The sequence below is a fragment of the Nonomuraea sp. NPDC049625 genome, from assembly GCF_040675285.1.
Lineage (GTDB): Bacteria > Actinomycetota > Actinomycetes > Streptosporangiales > Streptosporangiaceae > Nonomuraea > Nonomuraea angiospora_A.
The window spans coordinates 1-20,778 of the sequence record NZ_JBFAOQ010000036.1; the positions used below are offsets into that span (position 1 = coordinate 1).

General features: G+C 69.8%; 24 protein-coding genes and 2 pseudogenes. 15 read left to right on the forward strand and 11 right to left on the reverse strand.

Translation table 11 applies throughout. From position 1 onward, the window contains the following. The coding region (locus AB0J87_RS62190; protein ID WP_363985146.1) for an LLM class flavin-dependent oxidoreductase at positions 1-389 on the forward strand (389 nt) is incomplete at its 5' end. A 141-nt stretch (positions 390-530) separates the two neighbouring features. Here the strand turns inward: AB0J87_RS62190 and AB0J87_RS62195 are convergent. The 3 genes from AB0J87_RS62195 to AB0J87_RS62205 form a co-directional block, all read right to left on the reverse strand. Continuing rightward, positions 531-1,250: a GNAT family N-acetyltransferase gene (locus AB0J87_RS62195; protein WP_363985148.1), complete on the reverse strand. Its 720-nt coding sequence runs from the start codon at positions 1,248-1,250 to the stop codon at positions 531-533. Continuing rightward, positions 1,247-2,359, reverse strand: a complete 1,113-nt coding sequence (locus AB0J87_RS62200; protein ID WP_363985150.1) for an LLM class flavin-dependent oxidoreductase — start codon at positions 2,357-2,359, stop codon at positions 1,247-1,249. Before AB0J87_RS62200 ends, AB0J87_RS62195 begins: the two co-directional genes overlap by 4 nt. A 232-nt stretch (positions 2,360-2,591) precedes the next feature. Continuing rightward, positions 2,592-3,104 carry a flavin reductase family protein gene (locus tag AB0J87_RS62205; protein WP_363985152.1) on the reverse strand — a complete coding sequence of 171 codons (513 nt, stop codon included), beginning with the start codon at positions 3,102-3,104 and terminating at the stop codon, positions 2,592-2,594. Between the two features lie 306 nt (positions 3,105-3,410). Here AB0J87_RS62205 and AB0J87_RS62210 point away from each other — a divergent pair, with 306 nt between their 5' ends. Next, the gene (locus AB0J87_RS62210; protein WP_363985154.1) at positions 3,411-3,923 is read left to right on the forward strand and encodes a hypothetical protein; all 513 of its coding nucleotides are present in this window, start codon (positions 3,411-3,413) and stop codon (positions 3,921-3,923) included. A 540-nt stretch (positions 3,924-4,463) separates the two neighbouring features. On the opposite strand, the gene AB0J87_RS62215 is transcribed toward AB0J87_RS62210, so the two are convergent. Together AB0J87_RS62215 and AB0J87_RS62220 are read right to left on the reverse strand one after the other, a co-directional pair. Continuing rightward, positions 4,464-4,685, reverse strand: a complete 222-nt coding sequence (locus AB0J87_RS62215) for a hypothetical protein (protein ID WP_363985156.1) — start codon at positions 4,683-4,685, stop codon at positions 4,464-4,466. 27 nt (positions 4,686-4,712) lie between these two features. After that, positions 4,713-5,156: a MarR family winged helix-turn-helix transcriptional regulator gene (locus AB0J87_RS62220; protein ID WP_363985158.1), complete on the reverse strand. Its 444-nt coding sequence runs from the start codon at positions 5,154-5,156 to the stop codon at positions 4,713-4,715. A 105-nt stretch (positions 5,157-5,261) separates the two neighbouring features. On the opposite strand from AB0J87_RS62220, the gene AB0J87_RS62225 reads away from it, so the two are divergent. Both AB0J87_RS62225 and AB0J87_RS62230 read left to right on the forward strand, forming a co-directional pair. After that, positions 5,262-6,647 carry an MFS transporter gene (locus AB0J87_RS62225; RefSeq protein ID WP_363985160.1) on the forward strand — a complete coding sequence of 462 codons (1,386 nt, stop codon included), beginning with the start codon at positions 5,262-5,264 and terminating at the stop codon, positions 6,645-6,647. Beyond that, positions 6,644-7,045: a PPOX class F420-dependent oxidoreductase gene (locus tag AB0J87_RS62230; protein WP_363985162.1), complete on the forward strand. Its 402-nt coding sequence runs from the start codon at positions 6,644-6,646 to the stop codon at positions 7,043-7,045. Before AB0J87_RS62225 ends, AB0J87_RS62230 begins: the two co-directional genes overlap by 4 nt. A gap of 208 nt (positions 7,046-7,253) precedes the next feature. Here the strand turns inward: AB0J87_RS62230 and AB0J87_RS62235 are convergent, their stop codons facing one another. Next, a complete protein-coding gene (locus AB0J87_RS62235) occupies positions 7,254-7,439 on the reverse strand; it encodes a hypothetical protein (RefSeq protein ID WP_363985164.1) in 186 nt (61 codons plus the stop codon). Here AB0J87_RS62235 and AB0J87_RS62240 point away from each other — a divergent pair. Together AB0J87_RS62240 and AB0J87_RS62245 are read left to right on the forward strand one after the other, a co-directional pair. After that, positions 7,414-7,662: pseudogene (locus tag AB0J87_RS62240) on the forward strand (helix-turn-helix transcriptional regulator); the annotation flags it as partial. The gene AB0J87_RS62235 and the pseudogene AB0J87_RS62240 sit on opposite strands and share 26 nt — an antisense overlap. A gap of 139 nt (positions 7,663-7,801) precedes the next feature. Next, a pseudogene (locus AB0J87_RS62245) lies at positions 7,802-8,253 on the forward strand (hypothetical protein). A 194-nt stretch (positions 8,254-8,447) separates the two neighbouring features. On the opposite strand, the gene AB0J87_RS62250 reads toward AB0J87_RS62245, so the two are convergent. Next, complete coding sequence (locus tag AB0J87_RS62250) at positions 8,448-9,356, reverse strand: NmrA family NAD(P)-binding protein (protein WP_363985166.1); 909 nt, start codon at positions 9,354-9,356, stop codon at positions 8,448-8,450. Between the two features lie 94 nt (positions 9,357-9,450). On the opposite strand from AB0J87_RS62250, the gene AB0J87_RS62255 reads away from it, so the two are divergent. Further along, positions 9,451-10,035, forward strand: coding sequence for a TetR/AcrR family transcriptional regulator (locus tag AB0J87_RS62255; RefSeq protein ID WP_363985168.1), 585 nt, complete (start codon positions 9,451-9,453; stop codon positions 10,033-10,035). On the opposite strand, the gene AB0J87_RS62260 is transcribed toward AB0J87_RS62255, so the two are convergent. Continuing rightward, positions 10,013-10,306, reverse strand: a complete 294-nt coding sequence (locus AB0J87_RS62260; protein ID WP_363985170.1) for a hypothetical protein — start codon at positions 10,304-10,306, stop codon at positions 10,013-10,015. The genes AB0J87_RS62255 and AB0J87_RS62260 overlap by 23 nt on opposite strands. A 664-nt stretch (positions 10,307-10,970) precedes the next feature. On the opposite strand from AB0J87_RS62260, the gene AB0J87_RS62265 reads away from it, so the two are divergent. From AB0J87_RS62265 to AB0J87_RS62280, 4 genes are all read left to right on the forward strand, one after another. Continuing rightward, positions 10,971-12,209 carry a glycosyltransferase gene (locus AB0J87_RS62265; RefSeq protein WP_363985172.1) on the forward strand — a complete coding sequence of 413 codons (1,239 nt, stop codon included), beginning with the start codon at positions 10,971-10,973 and terminating at the stop codon, positions 12,207-12,209. Positions 12,210-12,540: 331 nt separating this feature from the next. Then, positions 12,541-13,197, forward strand: coding sequence for a dihydrofolate reductase family protein (locus tag AB0J87_RS62270; RefSeq protein ID WP_363985174.1), 657 nt, complete (start codon positions 12,541-12,543; stop codon positions 13,195-13,197). A gap of 103 nt (positions 13,198-13,300) precedes the next feature. Beyond that, on the forward strand, positions 13,301-13,624 hold the full coding sequence (locus tag AB0J87_RS62275; RefSeq protein WP_350730763.1) for a YciI family protein: 324 nt from the start codon (positions 13,301-13,303) through the stop codon (positions 13,622-13,624). Positions 13,625-13,854: 230 nt separating this feature from the next. Further along, positions 13,855-14,094: a hypothetical protein gene (locus tag AB0J87_RS62280; protein ID WP_363985176.1), complete on the forward strand. Its 240-nt coding sequence runs from the start codon at positions 13,855-13,857 to the stop codon at positions 14,092-14,094. A 127-nt stretch (positions 14,095-14,221) separates the two neighbouring features. Here AB0J87_RS62280 and AB0J87_RS62285 read toward each other — a convergent pair whose 3' ends face one another. Further along, on the reverse strand, positions 14,222-14,656 hold the full coding sequence (locus AB0J87_RS62285; protein ID WP_363985178.1) for a VOC family protein: 435 nt from the start codon (positions 14,654-14,656) through the stop codon (positions 14,222-14,224). 239 nt (positions 14,657-14,895) lie between these two features. Further along, positions 14,896-15,018 carry a hypothetical protein gene (locus AB0J87_RS62290; RefSeq protein WP_363985180.1) on the reverse strand — a complete coding sequence of 41 codons (123 nt, stop codon included), beginning with the start codon at positions 15,016-15,018 and terminating at the stop codon, positions 14,896-14,898. Positions 15,019-15,092: 74 nt separating this feature from the next. On the opposite strand from AB0J87_RS62290, the gene AB0J87_RS62295 reads away from it, so the two are divergent. Next, entirely contained in the window at positions 15,093-15,419 is a 327-nt protein-coding gene (locus AB0J87_RS62295) for a hypothetical protein (RefSeq protein WP_363985182.1), read from the forward strand. Between the two features lie 66 nt (positions 15,420-15,485). Next, positions 15,486-16,379 carry an IS982 family transposase gene (locus AB0J87_RS62300; RefSeq protein WP_363985185.1) on the forward strand — a complete coding sequence of 298 codons (894 nt, stop codon included), beginning with the start codon at positions 15,486-15,488 and terminating at the stop codon, positions 16,377-16,379. A gap of 248 nt (positions 16,380-16,627) precedes the next feature. Here AB0J87_RS62300 and AB0J87_RS62305 read toward each other — a convergent pair whose 3' ends face one another. Continuing rightward, on the reverse strand, positions 16,628-17,602 hold the full coding sequence (locus AB0J87_RS62305; protein WP_363985187.1) for an acyl-CoA desaturase: 975 nt from the start codon (positions 17,600-17,602) through the stop codon (positions 16,628-16,630). Between the two features lie 217 nt (positions 17,603-17,819). Between AB0J87_RS62305 and AB0J87_RS62310 the strand changes: the two genes are divergently transcribed. Both AB0J87_RS62310 and AB0J87_RS62315 read left to right on the forward strand, forming a co-directional pair. After that, on the forward strand, positions 17,820-19,151 hold the full coding sequence (locus AB0J87_RS62310; RefSeq protein WP_363985189.1) for a cytochrome P450: 1,332 nt from the start codon (positions 17,820-17,822) through the stop codon (positions 19,149-19,151). 2 nt (positions 19,152-19,153) lie between these two features. Next, positions 19,154-20,740 carry a peroxidase family protein gene (locus AB0J87_RS62315; RefSeq protein ID WP_363985191.1) on the forward strand — a complete coding sequence of 529 codons (1,587 nt, stop codon included), beginning with the start codon at positions 19,154-19,156 and terminating at the stop codon, positions 20,738-20,740. The last annotated feature ends 38 nt before the right edge of the window (positions 20,741-20,778 follow it).

The following is a 20,778-nucleotide window of genomic DNA, read 5'->3' on the forward strand; positions in this document are numbered from 1 at the left end:
ACCCTCCACTGGAGTTCGGGCTGCGCATCACCACGCTGGTGCGCGACACCACCGAACAGGCCTGGGCCGACGCCGAGGCCAAGGTCGAGGAGATGGCGAAAGGCGCCATCAAGCGCGACCCGAACCGGCACGCCGCCGTCGGCCAGCAGCGGCTGCTCGACCTGGCCGCGCGGGGAGAGGTGCTCGACGGCAACCTCTACACCGCCCCCGGCAGGTACGGGGGCGGCGGCGCGGGCACCACCTGGCTGGTCGGCTCGGCCGAGGACGTGGCGAAATCCTTGCGCGACTACCAGGCACTCGGCATCACCCACTTCGTCCTCTCCGACACCCCCTACCTGCCGGAGATCAGACGCCAGGGCGACCAGCTTCTCCCCTTGCTGCGCGGATGAGCGCGACGTTCTCGCCCGCGCATGGCTTTATCGCGCCATGCGCGACGTTTTCGCCCGCGCATGGCGCGATATGCCGACCGATGCCGCGTCTCAGGCCAGACCGCGCCAACCCCTCCGGCTCAACCGCGCCACGCGGCTCCACTAAGGGCCACCGGTGTACTCCAGGACGGGGTCCCGCGCCGGAACCCGTACGGTGCGGAAGTCCGTGGTGCGGCGCAGACGGAAGCCGAGCCGCTCGTACAGGCGGATCGCCCCGACGTTGGCGGCCGACGCGTGCAGGAACGGTGTCTCGCCCCGCCTCCTGATGCCGGCGGCGACGGCGAGCACCAGCCGGGTCGCCAGGCCGCGGCCTCGATGGGCGGGGTCGGTGCAGACGGCGCTGATCTCGGTCCAACCCGGCGGGTGCAGGCGTTCGCCGGCCATCGCCACCAGCACGCCTCCGGACCGTATCCCGAGGTAGACGCCGAGCTCGACGGTACGCGGCAGGAACGGGCCCGGCTTCGTCCGCCCGGCGAGATCCAGCATCTCCGGCGCGTCCCGTGGCCCCAGCCGGACCACGGCGGCGTCGTCCGCACCGGCGACGCGCTCGCCGGTGAGCTGGACTCCCGGCACGTTCGCCACCTCCTCCCAGCCGGCCGGAAGCGCCGATACCGTGCCGGGCAGGGACACCTGCCCGGCGGGTCCCACCAGCGCGGCGACATCGTCCCAGTCGGCCGGGCCGGGTTCGGGCGGCATCGACAGGAACGGCGAGACGTCGAGGGGATAGCGCAACACGCGGCCGCGCCGTTCGGTCAGATGGGCGTGCGCTCCCAGGAGCGAGGCCCGTACCGGGTCGTCCAGGACGGCCGGGGAAGCGGTCATGGCGCGACCGGACTCAGCCGCGCCCGGGCCGCCCGCTGCCGGTCCCGCTCGGCGACCCCCTCGCGGACCAGGGGGATCACATGCCGCCCGAAGTCGATGGCGTCGTCCAGGATGTCGTAGCCACGGGCCGAGAGGATCTCGACGCCCAGATCGTAGTAGTCCAGCAGGGCCTCGGCGACGGTCTCGGGGGTGCCGACGAGCGCCGTCGAGTTGCCCGCGCCTCCCGTGGCCGCAGCGGTCGGCGTCCACAGCGCGCGGTCGTGGCGCTCCCCCTTGGCCGCAACGCCGAGCAGCCGCTGCGAGCCGGCGTTCTGCGGGGGGCCGGACAACCGGCGCCGGTTCGCCCCCACCCGGTGCAGATCGTCCAGGATGCGATGGGCCTTCTCCCATGCCAGTTCCTCGGTCGGCGCGATGATCGGCCGGAACGCCACCTGGAATTTGGGCACGTCACTCCGGCCCGCCCGCGACGCCGCCTGTTTCACCGAGGCGATCTGCTGTGCCGTCTCGGCCAGCGGCTCCCCCCACAGGCAGTAGATGTCGGCCTCCGCCCCGCCTGCCGCGTAGGCGGCCTCCGACGAGCCGCCGAAGGACACTCTGGGGCGCGGCTGCTGCACCGGGAACACGTCAGAGACGAAGTCCTTGAAGGAGTAGTGCTCGCCCTCATGGTCGAACGGCTCCCTCGACGTCCAGCCCTCCTTGACGATCTGGATGTACTCCCTGGTCCTGGAGTAGCGCTCGTCCTTGGTCAGGACGTCGCCCTCCCTGCCCTGCTCCCGGTCGTTGCCGCCCGTGATGAAGTGCACCGTCAGCCGCCCGTCGCTGATCTGGTCGAGGGTGGCGAAGGTTTTGAGCGCGTACGTCGGGTAGGACACGTTCGGCCGGTGCGCCAGAAGAATCTGCAGGTCTTCGACCCTGGTCGCCACGTAGGCGGCCACCTGCGCCGGATCGGGCGAGCCCGAACCGTGGGCGAACAGCACCCGATCCCAGCCGTACTCCTGATGGGCGCGCGCGAGCCGCAGCGCGTACTGCTTGTCGAAAGAGGCGCCGGAGCGCGGCGAGGTCTCCGAGCCGTCGTTGGTCCCGCCGATCCCGAGGAACTCCACAGGCATGAGCCAAGGCCTTTCTGATGTTCGTCAGCGAACATCAGCTCAACACAGCCATCCATAACCCGTCAAGACCTACTTGTTTAGTGGGTTTCTATCGATAGACATCCTGCGGACCCGGCCCGCAGGCCGGACGCGGGCGCCTGCCGGGCGTCGCATCGTCCGCGGGCCTCATCGATGTCGTCTTGGTGCTCCCGCACCCAGTCGAGCAAGCCTCCCATCCACTCCGCCCTGGGGCTCAGGAGTCGGGGTGGGCCAGGAAGCGGCCGAAGCGGCCCTGGTGGTACAGGAGCGGGCGGCCGGCGTGCCGTACGTCGACATGGGCGACCAGGCCGACCACGAGGAAGTGGTCGCCGACCTCGACTCTCTCGTAGGGCCGGCAGATCAGGTGCGCCGAGACATCCTGCAGCAGCGGGGCGCCCAGCGCTCCGGGCCGCCAGCGGGTGGGCGCGGCGAACCAGTCGATGTCCTTGCGGGCGAAGCGGGCCGCCAGCTCGGCCTGGTCACCGGCCAGGATGTTGACCGCGAAATGGTCGGCGTCGCCCAGTTGCGGCCAGGTGGTCGAGGAACGGTCCACATAGAAGGAGACCAGGGGTGGTTCGAGGCTGACGGAGGAGAACGACGTGGCCGTGAGGCCGACAGGGATGCCGTCGTTCTGCGCGGTGATGACCACGACGCCGCTGGCGTGCACGGCGAGCGCCTTCCTGAACCGGTCGGCCGCGATGGCGCGGCCGGGCAGGGTGTCGGTCACGCGGGGATCCCCCTCCGGTGCGGGCGGTGACCGGGATGGCCGGATGTTACGGATGGCACGATCACGAGAGGGTTCCTCACGGGAGAAGGCATGATCACGCGGCCTCGGCGGCTGCCGGGGGCGCGAAGGCGTTCCGATCCCCGACGGCTCTGATCCCCCGACAGCGGACCAGGACCGCCCGGAACGACCGCCCCCTTGTCCGGAAGCGCCGGTGGCCGATCACCATGCGATAGGCAGCCGCCTCTCGTCTCACCTCAAGCCCCGTGCTAGCTTTTCCATGTCTTTCAAGTAGAGAAAGCAGGAATAATGAGCGCCGATCTCGCCGGACTCGCCGCCACCCACCGGCCGTACAAGCCGGAGGAGTGCGCCGAGCTCGCCCGCCGGGCCGCGGAGTTCATCGACATCGGCGAACTGCCGCAGAGCGGGCCCGGCGGGTATGTGCTGCTGTGGTCGGACGAGCACTCCATCGCGTGGCTCAACACATGGTGGGAAGCTCGCGACACCGGCTTCCACGACCACGACGGATCGGCGGTCGGCGTACACGTCCTGGCGGGCAGGGTTTCCAACGAAGGGCTCCCGATCGCAGGCCCGCGGCGGGTCGGATTCTACGGAGCGGGCGAGTCGTTCTCCTTCCCCGGAACCGGCATTCACCGGATGGATCACGAGGCGGGCGCGATCACGATCCACGTCTACTCGCCGCCGTTGCGCGGCATCGGGCACTACGAGGTGGTGGACGGGTTCCTGCGACGCACGCCCGGCTCCCCCGACGAGGCCTCACCGCCGAGCCCGGGGCTACGCGAGGCGCTCGGCGTCGGCTGATCGAGATCACCAGCGGTCAAGTCGTGGCCGACCTTCAGCACCGATGTAGCGACACAGACGGACCCCCATGGGGCCAAGGCATTCGACACCATCGCCTTCTACCGCCTGCCACCTTCGCCAATCCTCCGACGCCGCCCATCGCGGCGCTCCGTCCCCCGCGACCACCGACGCCACCCCAGCGCCCTCGTCTGCCTCGATCACCGCCAGGATGTACGGGCGCTGCCCAAGCGAGGGTGACGGTCTCGATGAAGTCGCAGGCCAGCAGCACCTCAGCTTGCGAGCGCAGGAAGTCAGGTCAGGTGCTGGACGCCCGCTCAGGTGCCGGATCAGTGCCTTCCTGCTTGAGGATCTCCCACACGGTGGAGGGCGCGACCTTGATGCCGAGCACGGTCAGCTCACCATGCACCCGCCGATATCTCCAAGACGGGTTCCCCGGACCAGGCGCAGGATGAGCGCACGGACAGAGCGGACCGTGGGCGGGCGCCCCGGCCGCTTCGGGCGGCAGGTACGGGCATGACGCCGTCTCCTCAGATCGCGGTATCAGCGCAAAACGGTGTCCGGGCGAACGAGGAGCCGCAGCCGGCGCAGGACCTTGCGCGGCAGTGATATCAGCAGGGCGGCGAGGAGGGCACGGTCCTCGGGGCCGAATCTCACCCTGGCGTCGGCGCCGAGCTGCCGTTCGAGAACGGTGATCTGGTGGCGAAGAGCGAGGATCTCGACGTCCTTGTCCCGCGCGCCGTCAGGTGGGCCCTTGCAGGCCATCTTGTGACCTGCCCGGAGAAGCGCTCTCTAGCGGGTCTGCGCGAGCAGGATAGTCAAGGTGTCGGCGACCCGCAGCCTGTCCTCCCCCGGCAGGTCCGCGGCCAGCGCCTCCAGCCTGCTGACGATCTCCCCGTGCACCCGCACGGCGAGATCCTCGCCCTCGGGCGTCAACTCGACCCGGCACGCGCGCCGGTCGGCGTCGTCGCGCACGCGGCGGACCAGGCCGCGCCGCTCCGCCCGGTCCACCAGCCCGGTGAGGCTCGGCTTCTCCAGGTGCAGGAGCCTGCTGAGGTCCGTCATCCCGACCCCGTCGCCGCTCGTCAGCACGCATAGCAGTTGCGCCTGCTGCGGGGTGACGTCCCGCTCGCGGCTGACGTCGGCGAAGACGTGCTGCACCAGGTGCGACATCCGCACCAACGCCGCGGCGAAGCCCAGCCCGGCCCGCGCCCCGGCGTCCGTCGCGCTCTCCATCCGCACCTCCTGCCGCCGAGTGTAGTTGCGAACAGTTCGTACTCCAAACTATGTTGTTAGGACTACGAACTGTTCGTAGTACTAATTATCTCTGGAGGTGAGACCATGCCGACATCCCCCCGGCAGATCGTGACGGCGCTCGTCACGACGGTCTTCGGCTACTCCCTGATGCAGACGGTCGTGGTTCCCGCACTCGGCCTGCTCACCCGCGAACTGCGCACCACACCGACCTGGTCGGCCTGGATCCTCAGCGCGTTCCTGCTGTCCAGCGCGGTGCTCACCCCGCTGCTCGGACGGCTCGGCGACCTGTACGGCAAGCGCCGCGTGATGGTCGGCGTGCTCGCCGCGTACGCCGTCGGCATGGCCGGCGCCGCGCTCGCCCAGGACATCGCCCAGCTCATCGCAGCCCGCGTCGTGCAGGGTGCGGCGCTGGCGGTGGTGCCGCTGTCGATGGCGATCCTGCGCGAGGCGCTGCCCAGACAACGACTGGCGTCCGCGATGGGCCTGGTCTCCGGCATCGTCGGCGCGGGAGCCGGAGCCGGGCTGGTGGTCGGCGGACTCCTCGCCGACCGGCTGTCGTGGCGCTACCTGTTCGTCCTCGGCGCGCTGCTGGCGCTGATCAGCCTGGGTATGGTCGCGCGATGGGTACCTCGCGGTGAGCACGCCGCCTCCGGCGGGCTCGACGTGCCGGGTTCGCTGCTGCTCGGCCTCAGCCTGGTCGCAGTGCTGCTCGCCCTCACCCAGGGCCCTTCGTGGGGGTGGTCCTCGGCGCCGGTGCTCGGCCTGTTCGCGCTCGGGGCGCTGCTCGCGGCCGCCCTGCTGGTCCTGGAGCGGCGCAGGAGTGACGCACTCATCGACGTCGCAGAGCTGACCGACCGGCCGATGCTGGCCACGCACCTGGCCGCGCTACTGTTCGGCGCGGGGTCGTACTTCTTCTACGTGGCGATCCCGCTGTTCGCCCAGCAGCAGCCCGGCCCGGACGGGGCCGGCTTCGGCGCCTCGGTCACGGTCGCCGGCCTGCTGATGCTGCCCGGCATGCTGGCCATCATCCCGGCAGGCATGGCGGTCGGCCGGATCTCGGAGGCGTTCAGCTCCCGCTGGCCGCTGGCGATCGGGTTCCTGGCGATGGCCGCGGGATCGGCGCTGATCGCCTTGGCGCACGGCGCGTACTGGCATCACCTGGTGTTCTACGGGATGGTCGGCGCGGGGTCCGGGCTCGTCATGGGGGCGCTGCCCAAGCTGATCGCCGACATCGTGCCACCGGCCAGGACCGGCACCGCGAACGGGCTCAACAACATCGCCCGCACCGTCGGCGGCGTCGTCGGCAGCCAGCTCGCCGCCGCCGTGATCGCCTCCGGCAGCGGCGGGCGGGCCGTGGCTGTGCCCGACTCGGCCTTCACCATCCTGTTCTGGCTGGCGGGAGGCGTGGCGGTCCTCGGGGTCGCGGTCTCACCGTACGCCGTGCGCGTCCTGCGGACGGTGCCGGCATGAGCATCTTCAGCGAACGCGAGCTGGCCTACCTGCGTGGCGAGCGGCTGCTGGGGCGCCTGGCCACCGTCGGCGCCAACGGCATGCCGCACGTCGTACCCGTCGGCTGGTCCCTCGACGAGACCGGCACGCTCATCGAGATCGGCGGGCGCAATCTCGCCCGCTCCAGGAAGTTCCGCGACGTCGCGCGCAACGGCCGCGCCGCACTGGTCATCGACGACGTGCTGCCGCCGTGGCGGCCGCGCGGTGTGGAGATCCGCGGAAACGCCGAGGCGATCGACGGCGACCGGCCGCTGATCCTTCTGCGCCCGGCACGGATCGTCAGCTGGGGCCTGCACAGCGGCGTCACCATCGAGGACACCTACCGCGTCCGCGCCGCAGGACAACCCGTCGACACCTGACTCATGGCCACGATCCGTGCCCATCGCCGAGGACCGGCGATCACTGCCCGCTACCGGCACAGCGTTCCGTCGCCGGCTACCGCGCCTGCCTCCGGTGAGTGAATTCGAACGGAATCCGGCGCGAGTCGCGTTCGGCAGAGGGAGAGCGGCGGCTCGCCGATCAGCGGAACCTCGGCAACGCCGGATCCCGTTCCAGTGGACCCCCGAGTCAGCCGAGCTTGAGCAGCACTTCGGTGAGCTCTGCCGACGTGGTGATCATGCAGTCGTGTCCCGTCTGCAGCTCCCATACCTGTGCCGGGCTGCCGTTGGGCTGTATCGCTGGGACGGGCCGCCGCTCGATGCCCTCCGGTACGCCGGCGACGCAGTGAATGTGGGTCCGCGGAATCGGGCGCACAGCTGGGTTGTCCAACCTTCTGGGTGATTACGTACGCGCCCGCCGGGAGCTCGTCACTCCTGAACAGGCCGGCATCCCCTCCGTTAGCGTACGGCGCGTACCGGGCCTGCGCCGGGAGGAGGTCGCGATGCTCGCCGGCATCAGCGCCGACTACTACCTGCGCCTGGAGCAGGGCGGCGACCGCAACCCCTCCGCGCAGGTCCTCGAGTCCCTCGCCCGAGTGCTGCAACTCGACGACGACGCGACGGCCTACCTGCTACGCCTCGGGCGGGAAAACCCCGGCGGCGGCGACGGCGGCCCCGGAAGGAGACTGTCCCTCCGGCGTCGCCAAGCTCGTCGTCGCGCTTCCGCTCCCCGCGTACGTGGAGGGCCGCTACTTCGACGTCCTCGCCGCCAACGCGCTGGCGACCGCTCTGTCGCCGCGACTCGTGGCGGAGGGCAACCGCCTGCAGGACGTGTTCCTCGACCCCGCCGAGCAGGCCCTCTACCCGGACTGGGAGCACGCCGCGCAGGGCACGGTCGCCGGCTTCCGCGAGTCCGTCGGCACCGACACCGATGACCCCCGATTCATCGAACTCGTCGGCGAGCTCTCCCTCGCCAGCCCTCACTTCAGCAGGCTCTGGGCCCGCCACGACGTGAACACGTGCGAAGCACCCCCAAGCACATCGACCACCCCCAGGTCGGTGGCCTGTGGCTGAACCGGGAGAGACTGGGCGTCAGCGGCACGACAGGCCAGACGCTCGTCGTCCACCCCGACCACGGCACCGACAGCGCCGACAAGCTGGCGCTCCTCGCATCCGTCATGCGGACATGACCCCGCCAGTGCTCGGCCACCCGGCCGGGTGGCCGAACCCGATGAGATCTCCGAGGCGCTCCGCATCCTCGCCTAGCCGCCGTCGATGACGGCGGCGCGGTAGGCGCCGCCGGCCGTGAGGAGCCATGACAGGGCCAGTGTCATGCGGTGGCGAGAGCCCGGACCGGGCGGGCACTCGACTGTCGCTCAGTGGGTCATGCCGCGGGCCGCAGGTGCTGCCGCGCCCATTCCTCGAAGCTGGTCAGCCGGAGGCCGAGGTCCCTGGCGTACTGGGGCCGGGCCGGCTGGCCGGCAACGTTCAGCCACTCGTGCGAGCTGCCCATCGCCGGCATGCCGGCGGCGAGTGCCTGCTCCTCGGTCATGTCCGGCGCGACCAGGGGCGTGCCCATCGCGCGGGAGAGGATTCCGGCGATCTCCGTCATCGGCAGATAGTCGCTCGCCAGTTCCAGTTCGACCCCGTCGAAGCGCTCCGGCGTGGCGATGGCCGCGGCGGCCGCCCTGCCGATGTCGTCGGTAGCGACGAGGGACAGGCGGGTCTGCGGCTTTATCACGCTCACCAGGCCGCCCGCGACGCCGCGCGGGAACAGGAACGCCATGGACGGCAGGAAGTTGTCCATGAAGAAGGCCGGCTTGAGGATCGTCCAGTGGGGAAAGCCGGCCGTACGGACGCGCTCCTCGATCGCGGCCTTGGCGTTCAGCGGGGCCGCCACCACCTCCCGGCCGGGGGCGTCGGTGTGGCGGCCGGCGCCGCTGGTGGACGTGTGCACGAACTGCGGCACTCCCGCGGCCTTCGCGCCTTCGATGAGGTTGACGGCCTGGGCCACCTCATCGTCGAAGTCGAAGCCGCCGGTGGTCAGAGGGGCCATCTGCACGGAGAAGACGGCGCGGGCGTCCTTGGCGGCCCGGATCACCGATTCGCGGTCGTGGAGGTCGCCGGTGACGAGTTCGGCGCCGAGTGCTTCGACGGCTCTGGCCCGGTCGGTGACCGGGTCGCGGACCAGGGCGCGGACGGGGATGCCGGCCGCGCGCAGGGCGCGGGCGGTGGCGCCGCCCTGTCTGCCGGTGGCGCCGATGACCAGGACGGGCGCGGATGGTGCGGGCATGATGCTCCCTAGGGCAATAAACGGCGTGGCCCGCCGATTTCTGTGCGATACGATACGGCGGGCCCCGCCACTTAGCAACACTGGAGATGACGCCATGCCCGACCGCCGGCGCGCGGACGCCCGGCGCAACTACGCCCGCATCCTCGCCGTGGCCGAGGAGGAGGTCGCCACGCACGGCGCCGGAGCCTCCCTGGAGCAGATCGCCCGCGTGGCGGGGGTGGGCTCGGCCACCGTGCGCCGCCACTTCCCCACCCGCCGCGCACTGCTGGAGGCGGTCTCCCACCAGCGGATCGAGTCCCTGTGCGCCCGCGCGAACGCGCTGGCGGGCGAGGGCGACAGCCGTGCGGCGCTCCTGAGCTGGCTCGGTGACGTCGTCGCCTACTGCGTCGCGGCGCGAGGGCTGGCGGCGGCGCTGTCCTACGAGGGGGCCGAGCCCGGCTCGGTGCATGAGAACACCTGCTCGGCGATGATGGAGAAGGCGGGCGATCAGCTGCTGCGCCGTGCCGTGCGGGACGGCGTGGTGGCGGAAGGCGTCACCGTCGCCGACCTGATCGCGCTGATCGTCGGGATCGTCCTCGCGACTGAGCACCATCCCGATCCCGCCGCCCGGGCGGAGCGGCTGTTCCGGCTCGCGGTGGCGGGCCTGAGCCCGCAGGTCAGCGCAGCTCGGCGTGCATGACCGGCGCCACCTCGGCGAAGAAGCGCTCCAGGTGGCCCCGCGTGGTGGCGGCGTCGGTGAAGAAGCCCTCGAAGCCGACGGCGCGCAGGCCAGCACCGAAACCACCACGGTGCGCGCGCAGCTTGAGGCTGCCGAGCGACGCAACACCGACCTCACCCAGCAGGTGGTCCAGGCCCGCCGCGCGGAAAGCGAGGCCCGCAACCTCGTGGCGGTCCGCAACAGCCGGATCGAGGCCGCCGAACGCGAACGGGACAACGCGCGCGCCGAGCATCGCTCAGCCGAACAGCGCGCCGAACAACTGCAGACGAACCTGCACCTGCTCCTGCAGAGGCTCCCCTCCCCCGCGGCCGAACCCGTCCCCCCGTCCCCCGCCGAACCCGACCCGGCCGGACGATGACCGACGGCGCAAACACACCACCGGGCCGCGGGTGCCATCCCGACCATTCCAACGCCGAGCACGGACAACGGCATCACGCGCGTGGCCTGCCGGACGCCCGGCTGCGGAAGGAATTCACCTGGGCAGGCAGGCGGCTCGTCGCGTCCCTCACCGACGTGAGCGCAGTGTGACGACAGGGACGGCGCGCCGTGATGCTCTGTGTCCGGAGCGGCGATAGCCGGCCCGGCTACTCCGCACACGCCGCTGTCCAAGGCCCGCCGGCCGCCACGCTGTCGGCCAGTGCCTCAGGCCCTCCACCCGTGTCCCTGCGACCAGCCTCAAAGTAGCTGTGCGTAGTTGTGGTTATCCACGGGCTGCCGCACGATCACGGCGAGATGGAGGAGGCCACCTACTGGACGGCGAAGCAACAAAGGCAAGGGGAATATCCACTCCCTGCCACTACCAACCTATAGCGCATGGGGGGACTTGCCACAAGGCCCCAGTCGTACCGCACAATCGCCCTTCGACACCGGAACGCACGGAGATCGGGGACTGCGGAATGCGCGTTGTGTTGGTGACCTACGGGTCGCGCGGGGACGTCGAGCCGATGACGGGGCTGGCGGTGCGACTACGGGAGCTGGGCGCCGAGGTGCGGGTGTGCGCGCCGCCGGACTTCGCGGAACTGCTGGACGATGTCGACGTGCCGCTGACTCCCCTCGCCTGGCCGATCCGCGCGCTGGCAACGGGGGCGATCCCCGGAAAGGCGAAGGCGGGCCTGTCCGACATCTCCGCCGAGCTGACCGCCATGGCCTATGAGACGGTCGCCGGGGTGGCCGAGGGCTGCGCCGCGGTGGTGGCCACCGGCTCGTTCCCGGCCCTGGCCGGTACGCGCACGGCGGCCGAGAAGCTGGGCGTGCCCTATGTGTTCGCGTCCTTCTCCCCGTGCTACCTGCCGTCGGCGCATCACCCCCCGCTCCGCCGGCCGGGCCAGGTGATCCCCCCTGAGGTGACCGACAACCGAGAGCTGTGGGACCTGCACGCCGAGAACATGGAAGCCCTGTTCGGCGACACGATCAACACCCACCGGGCCTCGATCGGCCTGCCGCCGGTGAGCGGCGTCCGCGACCACGTCTTCACCGGCCACCCGTTCCTGGCGGCCGACCCGGTCCTGGGCCCGTGGCAGGAGACGCCGGAGCTCGACGTGACGCAGACCGGCGCGTGGATCCGGCCGGACGGGCGCCCGATCCCGGCCGGTCTGGAGGCGTTCCTGGCCGCCGGTCCAGAGCCGGTGTACGTGGGCTTCGGCAGCATGCTGGTGCGGGGCGCGAACGCACAGGAGGTCTCCCGGTCCGTCATCGAAGCGGTCCGGACGCAGGGTCGCCGCGTCCTGCTCGGGAGCGGCTGGGCTGACCTGGCCCTGATCGACGACCGGGACGACTGCTTCGTCGTCGGCGAGGTCAACCAGCAGGCGCTGTTCCGCCGGGTGGCCGCGGTCGTGCACCACGGCGGCGCGGGCACCACGACGACGGCGGCGCGTGCCGGGGCGCCGCAGGTGATCGTGCCTCAGGTCGCGGATCAGCCGTACTGGGCGGGCCGGGTAACCGAGCTGGGCATCGGCACGGAACACGACGGTCCGACACCGACCGCCGAGTCCCTGTCGGCCGCGCTCCAGATCGCCCTGGCCCCCGAGACCGGTGCCCGCGCGGCCGCCGTGGCCGAGACGGTCCGCACCGACGGGGCGGAGCAGGCCGCGAAACTTCTGCTCGACATGATCGGCCGGAGCGGGTCCGCAGGCTGATCCCCGGAGGTCACACAGGTAGGCACCCCGCCGGTTTGCGCGTGCCCGCGGCCGCGTCGGGCACGACGAGCATCGGAACGGAAAGTCCCGTCAGCGGAGCTCAGTTGAGCGGCTTGCCGCGACTTTTCCGTTCGGATGCGGCCTCGCAAGAGCGTTTTCGCAGGTCACGACTTGCGGCAGGGCGATGGGGCCGTAATGTGCGACGGCGGGGACTGCGCAGCCGGCCGGGGTCGGCTTCGGCGGCGATGCGGGCAGCATAGGCACGGTACGTTTTGCGCTCGGCCGGTCCGGCGCCGTCAGCAAAGGCGGCGCACTGCTCCAGCGCGACCTGGTGGAGCGCGAGCAGAGCCGCGAGGTTGCCCACGCGTCCGAGCCGTTCGACGCCCGCCACCACTGGTCAGGATCTTCGCGATCGACCGTGGAAGGAACCGCGATCATGAAGCTGACGACCGTGACTCAGGTGACCATCGATGGAGTGGTGCAGGGAAACGGCGGTGCGTCGGATGAGGATCGCAGGAACGGATTCGAGCGCGGCGGATGGGCCCTGGGGGCGGGTGACGATGAGACCAGGACGTTCATCACGCAGGCCTACCGGCGCACCGAGGCGTTCCTGTTCGGCCGGCGCACCTACGAGTTGTTCGCCGGCTCCTGGGGATCGATCGGCCGGATGCGCGCACATCCCGTCGGCGTGGCCTTGAACGAGGCCCCCAAGTACGTTGCCTCGACCACGCTCACCGCGCCACGTTGGGAGGACACGACCGTTCTCCGCGGTGACCTCGCGGCGGCCATCAGTGAGCTGAAGGCCAAGCCCGGGGGTGAGCTGCAGGTGCACGGCAGTGGCACCCTGACCCGGTGGCTGCTGGAGAACGATCTGGTCGACGAGATGACTCTGATCGTGGTCTCGGCCAGGGCACGCGATTGTTCCCGGAGACCGGCCCGGATCTTGCGCTCGGCCTGGTCGAGTCGCGGGTCGACTCCAAGGGCGTGACGACCCAGGTCTACCGGCCGGCCGGGCGCCCGCGGTATGCAAGGGTCTGAAGTCCCTGACCACCGAACCACGCTGTCTTGACACCACAGGAGATGATCCTCAGATGCGGTACCTGGTTTCCGTGATCGATGACAAGAGCAATCCCGGCAGCACGGACAGGCTGCCTGCCATCAGCGCGTTCAACGAACGACTGATCGCCGAGGGCTACTGGGTTTTCGCGGGCGGACTCGCGGACACCGACGCGGCCACGGTCATCGACAACCGGGGCGAGCAGGCGGTGTTCAGCGACGGGCCTTTCGTGGAGTCGAAGGAGTACCTCGCCGGCGTCTGGGTGTGGGAGGCCCCTGATCTGGATGTGGCGCTCAAGCTCGCCGCCGAGGCGTCGAAGGTCTGCGATCGGAAGATCGAGGTGCGGCCGTTCCAGTGAGCGACGTCGAGGGGGCGATCATCCGGGCCCACCACGACGAGTGGGCGCGGGTGGTGGCACCCTGACCAGGCGCTTCGGTCGCCGAGGGGGCAGCGGGCGAGGCGTTCACGACCGCCGTCGAGCGGTGGCCGGCCGACGGCCTGCTCCCAACCCGGGCGCGGCTGACCACCACCGCCAGCCACAAGGCCATCGACCGGGTCCAGCGCGACGACAAGCACACGGAGGCTCAGATGTCCTACGACGACGCCCCGCCCGAGCCTGTCGGCGCCATCGACGACGACCGGCTCCGGCTGATCTTCACCTGTGACGATCTCCGAGCCGTTCCAGGCAAAGATGATCGGGATGTTGCGGGGTGTGCCGTCCTTGGCGACATGGGCCAGGCGGGTCACGTCGCGGGCCAGCAGTTCCCGGCTGAGCGGCCGGTTCAGAACCTCGGTTACCTCGTTCGGCTCCACGGTCGTTTCTCCTAGGATCCTTTTCTTGATCCGCCCCGGCTTTTCTCCGGGCTTGCGGGATCGAGGGTGATTGCTGAGCGCGGGAAAGGACATGCGTCTGGTGTGCGCGAGCCGGATCGCCCTGGTCGGCCGCGACGGACCGTCAGCCGAGTTGCTGGGCCAGGCCGACGATGATGCCCTCGGGGCCGCGGACGTAGCAGAGCCGGTAGCTGCCCTCGTACTGCTCCAGCGTGCCGACCAGTTCGGCGCCGTGGGGGCGCAGGCGGGCAATGACGTCCTCAATGTCGTCGACGACGAACATGACGCGGCGAATGCCCAGCGTGTTCGCCGGCGCGTCCTTCGGCTCGGCGCTTATCGCCTTCGGCGTGTGGAACATCGCCAGCTCGATCCCGCCGACGCCGCCCGGGATCCGCAGCATCGCGATCTCCTGCCGAACCCCGTTGAGCCCGATGACACGCTCCGCCTGCTCCGCCCAACGTCCCTCGATCGGCGCCCTGCCCTCCAACTCCATGCCGAGTTCGACGAAGAACGCGATGGCGGCGTCAAGGTCGTCGACAACGATGAGGACGTTGTCCATCCGCTGGATTGTCATGCTCGGTCTCCTTCATCACGCGGCCGGTTCGTGGCCGCTGGTGTTCCTGGGACGGAGCCGGCATCGCATTCTCGACATCCTCCACGGCTCGTGCCCTGACTTTTTTCAGCGATCGTGCCGCTGCTCGTAGGCGCGCCCCGCCCCAACACACCCACTGCAGGTCAGAGCCAGGTCCGTTGGATGTTCGGCCAAGACCATGGGGATCCCATCCCCTTCGGCGTGTGCTACTTCGCCGGCACGATCCGGCCGTGGCCGTCCGGAGTCCGCATCATCGCCACGTCGACCCGGTGGTCGTCGAGACGCGCCGCCCAACGCCCCTCGTCGACGACGATGCCGACGTTGTCCATCCCCTCTGCGCTGCATGCTTCCGGGACGCCCGCAGCCTGCGGGTGGCTCGCGGCGTCGTATTCGTGCTCGACCTGTGGTCGGCGGAGGCGAACCTGCGGCCGTTCTACGAGCCCGGCGGACCGCCCGAGGCCGGGCCGCAACCAGCGAGATCCCGCTGGACAAGCTGCTGACCAGGCAACGGTTCCTCGCCCTCGTCGGCCGGATCGCGGCCGAACTGCTCGGCATCTCCGTGGTGCTCGCCCGCGCGGCCGACCTCGCGGAGCGCGGCAACCCGACCGCGCTCGACCTGGCCGACATCGCCTGCGCCGCCGCCGGACAACGGCTGGACGGACTCTGGTCACAGCTCGCCGCCGACACCGGACGCCCGGGAGCCGACCCGGCGGCGCTCGGCGACACCTAGACGAGTAAGTCCTAAGTCCCTGCAGAGCGGAGTGTGGACATAGCGAAGGGTGTTGACGATCGGTTTGTGAAGACAGACCTCAACACCCTTCTCACCGCACTGTACGTCAGGATCGACGACTGGCTCGGGCGCCGACCACGCATGGGACGCAAGCCGAAACTGACCGATGCCGAACTGCTCACCCTGGCGGTGGCACAGGTCCTGCTCGGCGTGCGTTCCGAGGCGCGCTGGCTGCGCTACGTCCCCGAACACCTGCCCGGCGCCTTCCCTTACCTGCCCGGCCAATCCGGCTACAACAAACGCCTGCACAAGGCCCTACCCCTGCTCAAACAAGCGATCCGGGCACTGGCCACCGACACCGACCTCTGGCACGACAGCGTCTGGGTGAGCGACTCCACCCCCATCGAGTGCGGCCGCTCCCGCCCCACTGCCCAGCGATCAGATCTGGCCGGCTGGGCCGGCTACGGCTACTGCCGCTCCCACTCCCGCTACTTCTGGGGCCTGCGCCTGCACCTCATCTGCACGCCGGCCGGGTTGCCCATCACCTGGGCCCTGGCCAGCCCGAACATCGACGAACGCCAGGTCCTGATGGCCATCTGCGACCACGACCCCACCTTGCTGGCCGACCGTCCCGGCCTGCTGATCATCGCCGACAAAGGATACGTCTCCGCCGAACTGGACGCCTACCTCGCCGAACGCGGCGTGCGACTGCTTCGCCCGTCCTACCGCAACCGCACACCCCGACCCGGCGAGCACTTACTCAAGCCGATCCGCCAGCTCATCGAATCGGTCAACGACACCCTCAAGGGCCAACTCGACCTCGAACTGCACGGTGCACGTACCGTCACCGGGGTCGGGGCCCGCATCGCCCAGCGCATCCTGGCCCTGACCGCTGCCATCTGGCACAACCGCCGCACCGGCCAGCCCATCACCCGGTCACTGATCGCCTACGACCACTAACCCGACTTAGGACTTACTCGTCTAGCTGCGCAGCACCGACCTCGACTTCCTCATCACCGGCTCCGGCACCGCCGGCCTCTACAGCGTCTGGAGCCGATCATGAACACCACTGCCGAGCCGACGCCCGGAGGGCCGGCGAGATGAGCGACACAGCCGACACCCGGCCACGCGGAGCCGCCGAAGAACTGGTCGCCGCCATCTGGTGCGACGTGTTCGACCTGGAGCGGATCAGGCGGCACGACGACACGTCATCGCAGGGAGTCGGCCCCGCTATCGGGGCTGTGGTCCGGACTGCGGTCGGTGCGGTGGGTCGTCAGGCGGTCGGCGTTCGGCCAGCGTACGCCGTGAGCCCAGCCCGCCCGCTCGAACCAGCGGATCAGCCGCGCACTGGGGTCGAACTGGCCCCTGAGCACACCGTGCCGGGCACACGTCGGCTCCACATGATGCCAGTTGTGCCAGCCTTCGCCGAGCGTCAGCATCGCCACCCACCACACGTTCGACGAACGATCCCTGGTACGGAACGGACGGTCGCCGAAGGTGTGCGCGATCGAGTTCACCGACCAGGTGACGTGATGCACCACGGCATAGCGAACCAAACCACCCCACAGGAACGCGCTCCACACGCCCGACCACGACATCGACCACAGCCCGCCCGCGGCGGCCGGGAGCGCGAACGACAGGACGACCACCGCCGGGTAGGCGGCGTCGAAACGCCGCACATCCGGGTCGGCCAGCAGGTCCGGCACCCAATGCCGCCGGCTGGAGCGCTGACGGGCCGTGTAGAACCAGCCGATGTGAGCGTGCAGCATGCCACGCAGCAGGGCCAGGCCGCTGTCGCCGTAGCGCCACGGCGAGTGCGGGTCACCTTCACGGTCGGCGTACTTGTGATGACGGCGGTGCTCGGCGGCCCACAGCGTGACAGGACCCTCGACGGCCATGCCACCGGCCAGCATGAGCGCGATCCGCAGCCCCCGGTTGGCCTTGAACGCGCGGTGCGTGAAGAGACGGTGATAGCCGATGGCGATCCCGAAGATGCTCACCAGATACATCACCACCGCGATGACCAGATCGCGAAGGCCGATACCCCACCCCCAGGCGGCCGGCACCGCGAGAGCCAGCAGCAACACGGGCAGCACGACCAGGACGACCAGATACGCGGTGCGGCGGCCGGTGGTGACCGTCACCGTCTCCGCCGTACCCGGCTGCGGCATGGGTGACGACACGTTTCCTCCCATGAGCGGTACAGGACGATCAGGCTCCTAATTGAACGGCCAGGCCCATGGACTGCGGCAATGTCCTGACAGTAACGGAGCGATTACCCTGGGGAAGCAAAACACTGCACTCGGTCGTCATGAAGAAAAGGCGCGACGCATCCCTAGATTGTGATTGCACAACGTGATCATCATTGTGCGCTCCGACATCAGGCGGAAGGTCCACGGAATGGGTGCTGTCGATCAGGCGACCACGGGCGGCCATCTCGAGAGATACGACGAGGCGCTGGCCCGGGACCCGATGTCCGCGTTCAGTCTGGTCCGGGAGTGGATGCGTACCGACTGGCGGAGCCTGTTCGCCGAGCTGCGCGAGCGCCGCCCCATCTTCGCCACCCCCGCCTTCACGGTCGTCACCCGCTTCGCCGACGTCACCGAAGTGCTCTCCCACGAGCAGGTCTTCTCGGTACGCGCCTTCGGCCCCCGCCTCGACGCCGCACTGGGCTCCCCGTTCATGCTGGGCAGGGACGCCACCCCGATGAACTGGCGCGAAAAAGGCCTGATGCAGCTCATACTCGACCCGCGCGACGCGGCCGACGTCCGCGAGCTGACCGGCCGCCTCGCCGACGAACTGCTCGACGCCGCCCCGCCCGACGGACACCTCGAAACGGTCAACGGGCTGTTCCGCCCCGTCGCCCTCGGCGTGTGCGCACGATACTTCGGCATACCCGGCCCCGGCCCGCAGACCCTGGGCCGATGGACCCGCGCCATCGTCGCCGACGGCTTCGCCAACTTCCACGGAGACCCGCAGATCCAGGCCGCCTCCGTCACAGCGGGCACCGAACTGGTCGCATACCTGCGAAACCGCCTCGCCGACCACCGGGCCACCCTGCGAGCCGGACGCGACCTCCCCGACGACATCTTCACCCGCCTCGCCCGCTCCTCCCTGCCCGCCGGCGCCTCCGTGACCGACGACCGCATCGTGATCAACATGGCCGGACTGCCACTGGGCTTCGTGGAAAGCGCGCCAGGAGCCATGGTCGAGGCGGTCGAGCAACTCCTGCTACGCCCGCACATACTCGCCCAGGCCACGGCCGTCGCCGCAGACCCCGAACAGTTCGACCCGTACGTCTGGGAGGCACTGCGGTTCAGCCCGTTCTTCAAACTCCTTCCCCGGCTGTGCGAACGCGACCACGTCCTGGCCGCCGGCACCCCGCGCAGCACGCTGATCCCCGCAGGCACCTTCGTGCTCGCGGCACCGGCCTCCGCCATGTTCGACGCGGCCGTGGTGCCGGAACCCGACGAATTCCGCCTCGACCGCCCCCGCCACCATCACCTGTTCTTCGGCTCCGGCCATCACGCCTGCCTCGGCGTGCACGTCGCCGACGTAGTGATCGCCGAGACCGTACGCCGCCTGCTCCTGCGCCCCGGCGTGCGCCCGCTCCCGCCACCCGCGGGCCACGTCGAACGGACACTCGGGATCTTCCCCGACACCTTCACCCTCGCGCTCGGCACCGAAGAGCCCGGCACCGAAGAGCTCGGCACCGACAGGCGGGAAGGCTGACGATGGCGGCAAGCCGATCACGCGCACGCACCATCGCCACGGATGGCCTCGCCAACCGGCTCAGATTCCTGGCCCTGACCAACGGCCGGCCAATCTGGGACCTCCTCCAGAGCAGCCGGCCGATCCGGCGCCGGATCAACGCCTCACTGATCGACCACGCCATCCGCGAGATGCCACCACGCCCCGAGCCGCTGAGCACCATGGCCGACTACACCTCGTGGACCTCCCTGACCGACCGCACCTACAGCGGCAGACACCTGCCCCCGGTCCCCGCCACCGAAGAGAACCGTCCCACGCCCGAAAGCGCCGGCAACCTGTTCACCCGCGGCGAATCCATGATCCCCTGCCCGCGCTCCACCGTGCTCTTCGCGTACTTCGCCCAATGGTTCACCGACGGATTCCTGCGCGGCGACACCAACACCCCGCGCGACCCACGCAAGAACAGCTCCAACCACCACATCGACCTGAACCAGGTGTACGGCCTCAACGACGCCGCGACGGCCGCACTACGCACATTCGACGGCGGACTGCTCAAGAGCCAGCTCCTCAACGGCGGCGAGTTCCCGCCCTACCTGTGCGAGAACGGCAAGATCAAGCCGGAGTTCACCCCGCTCAGCGTCATCCGCTTCGACCAGCTCACCGACGCGCAACGCGACACGCTGTTCGCCACCGGCAGCGACCGCGGCAACGGCCAGATCGGCTTCACCATGCTCACCGTGCTGTTCCTGCGTGAGCACAACAGGATCGCGCGACTGCTCACACAGGAACACCCGCACTGGGACGACGAGCGACTCTTCCAAACGGCCCGCAACATCCTCATCGTGCTGCTCATCAAACTGGTCGTCGAGGAATACATCAACCACATCACCCCCTACCACTTCCGGTTCACCCTCGACCCCCGGCTGTCGGCGACACTGGCCCACGCACCCTGGCACCGGCAGAACTGGGCCTCGGTGGAGTTCAACCTCGTCTACCGCTGGCACAGCCTGATCCCGTCCCACCTGTCAGTAGGCGGACACGACCTGCCGATGACCCAAACCTTCTTCGGCAGCGCACTGATCCCCGGCCCCGGCCTCGGACAACTCTTCGAGGCCGCCTCCCGCCAACGGGCCGGCCGCATCAGCCTGTTCAACACCGACCCCGTGCTACGCGAGATCGACGTGGCCAGCATCGCCGACTCCCGGGCACTCGACCTGGCCCCCTACAACAGCTACCGCGAACACTGCCGCTTCCCCAAAGTGCGCACCTTCGAGCAGATCTCCAGCGACCAGCGGGTCAGCAGCGCACTGCGCGAGCTCTACCACGACGTGAACGACATCGACCTGTACGTCGGCCTGTTCGCCGAAGAACCCGGATCCCCCACCGCGATCCTGCCTCCACTCCTCACCAAAATCATCGCCATCGACGCCTTCTCCCAAGCACTCACCAACCCCCTGCTGGCCCCGCGAATCTTCAACGCCGCCACCTTCTCCCCCCAAGGCATACGGGTCCTCGCCACCACACGCACACTCTCGGACATCCTGCGCCGCAACACACCGGAAGACCCCACCCCCCGCCACGTCAGCATGTCCCACCGGACCCCATCATGACCGCAAAGAACGACCCGACCGCCGCACGACTGCGCACC

Excerpts from the sequence above, each read along its gene's own strand:
- AB0J87_RS62195 (WP_363985148.1), bottom strand. The coding sequence starts at position 1,250 with ATGACCGCTTCCCCGGCCGTCCTGGACGACCCGGTACGGGCCTCGCTC.
- AB0J87_RS62200 (WP_363985150.1), bottom strand. The coding sequence starts at position 2,359 with ATGCCTGTGGAGTTCCTCGGGATCGGCGGGACCAACGACGGCTCGGAG.
- AB0J87_RS62210 (WP_363985154.1), top strand. The coding sequence starts at position 3,411 with ATGAGCGCCGATCTCGCCGGACTCGCCGCCACCCACCGGCCGTACAAG.
- AB0J87_RS62215 (WP_363985156.1), bottom strand. The coding sequence starts at position 4,685 with ATGGCCTGCAAGGGCCCACCTGACGGCGCGCGGGACAAGGACGTCGAG.
- AB0J87_RS62220 (WP_363985158.1), bottom strand. The coding sequence starts at position 5,156 with ATGGAGAGCGCGACGGACGCCGGGGCGCGGGCCGGGCTGGGCTTCGCC.
- AB0J87_RS62225 (WP_363985160.1), top strand. The coding sequence starts at position 5,262 with ATGCCGACATCCCCCCGGCAGATCGTGACGGCGCTCGTCACGACGGTC.
- AB0J87_RS62230 (WP_363985162.1), top strand. The coding sequence starts at position 6,644 with ATGAGCATCTTCAGCGAACGCGAGCTGGCCTACCTGCGTGGCGAGCGG.
- AB0J87_RS62250 (WP_363985166.1), bottom strand. The coding sequence starts at position 9,356 with ATGCCCGCACCATCCGCGCCCGTCCTGGTCATCGGCGCCACCGGCAGA.
- AB0J87_RS62255 (WP_363985168.1), top strand. The coding sequence starts at position 9,451 with ATGCCCGACCGCCGGCGCGCGGACGCCCGGCGCAACTACGCCCGCATC.
- AB0J87_RS62260 (WP_363985170.1), bottom strand. The coding sequence starts at position 10,306 with ATGCTCGGCGCGCGCGTTGTCCCGTTCGCGTTCGGCGGCCTCGATCCG.
- AB0J87_RS62265 (WP_363985172.1), top strand. The coding sequence starts at position 10,971 with ATGCGCGTTGTGTTGGTGACCTACGGGTCGCGCGGGGACGTCGAGCCG.
- AB0J87_RS62275 (WP_350730763.1), top strand. The coding sequence starts at position 13,301 with ATGCGGTACCTGGTTTCCGTGATCGATGACAAGAGCAATCCCGGCAGC.
- AB0J87_RS62280 (WP_363985176.1), top strand. The coding sequence starts at position 13,855 with ATGTCCTACGACGACGCCCCGCCCGAGCCTGTCGGCGCCATCGACGAC.
- AB0J87_RS62285 (WP_363985178.1), bottom strand. The coding sequence starts at position 14,656 with ATGGACAACGTCCTCATCGTTGTCGACGACCTTGACGCCGCCATCGCG.
- AB0J87_RS62290 (WP_363985180.1), bottom strand. The coding sequence starts at position 15,018 with ATGGACAACGTCGGCATCGTCGTCGACGAGGGGCGTTGGGCGGCGCGT.
- AB0J87_RS62310 (WP_363985189.1), top strand. The coding sequence starts at position 17,820 with ATGGGTGCTGTCGATCAGGCGACCACGGGCGGCCATCTCGAGAGATAC.
- AB0J87_RS62315 (WP_363985191.1), top strand. The coding sequence starts at position 19,154 with ATGGCGGCAAGCCGATCACGCGCACGCACCATCGCCACGGATGGCCTC.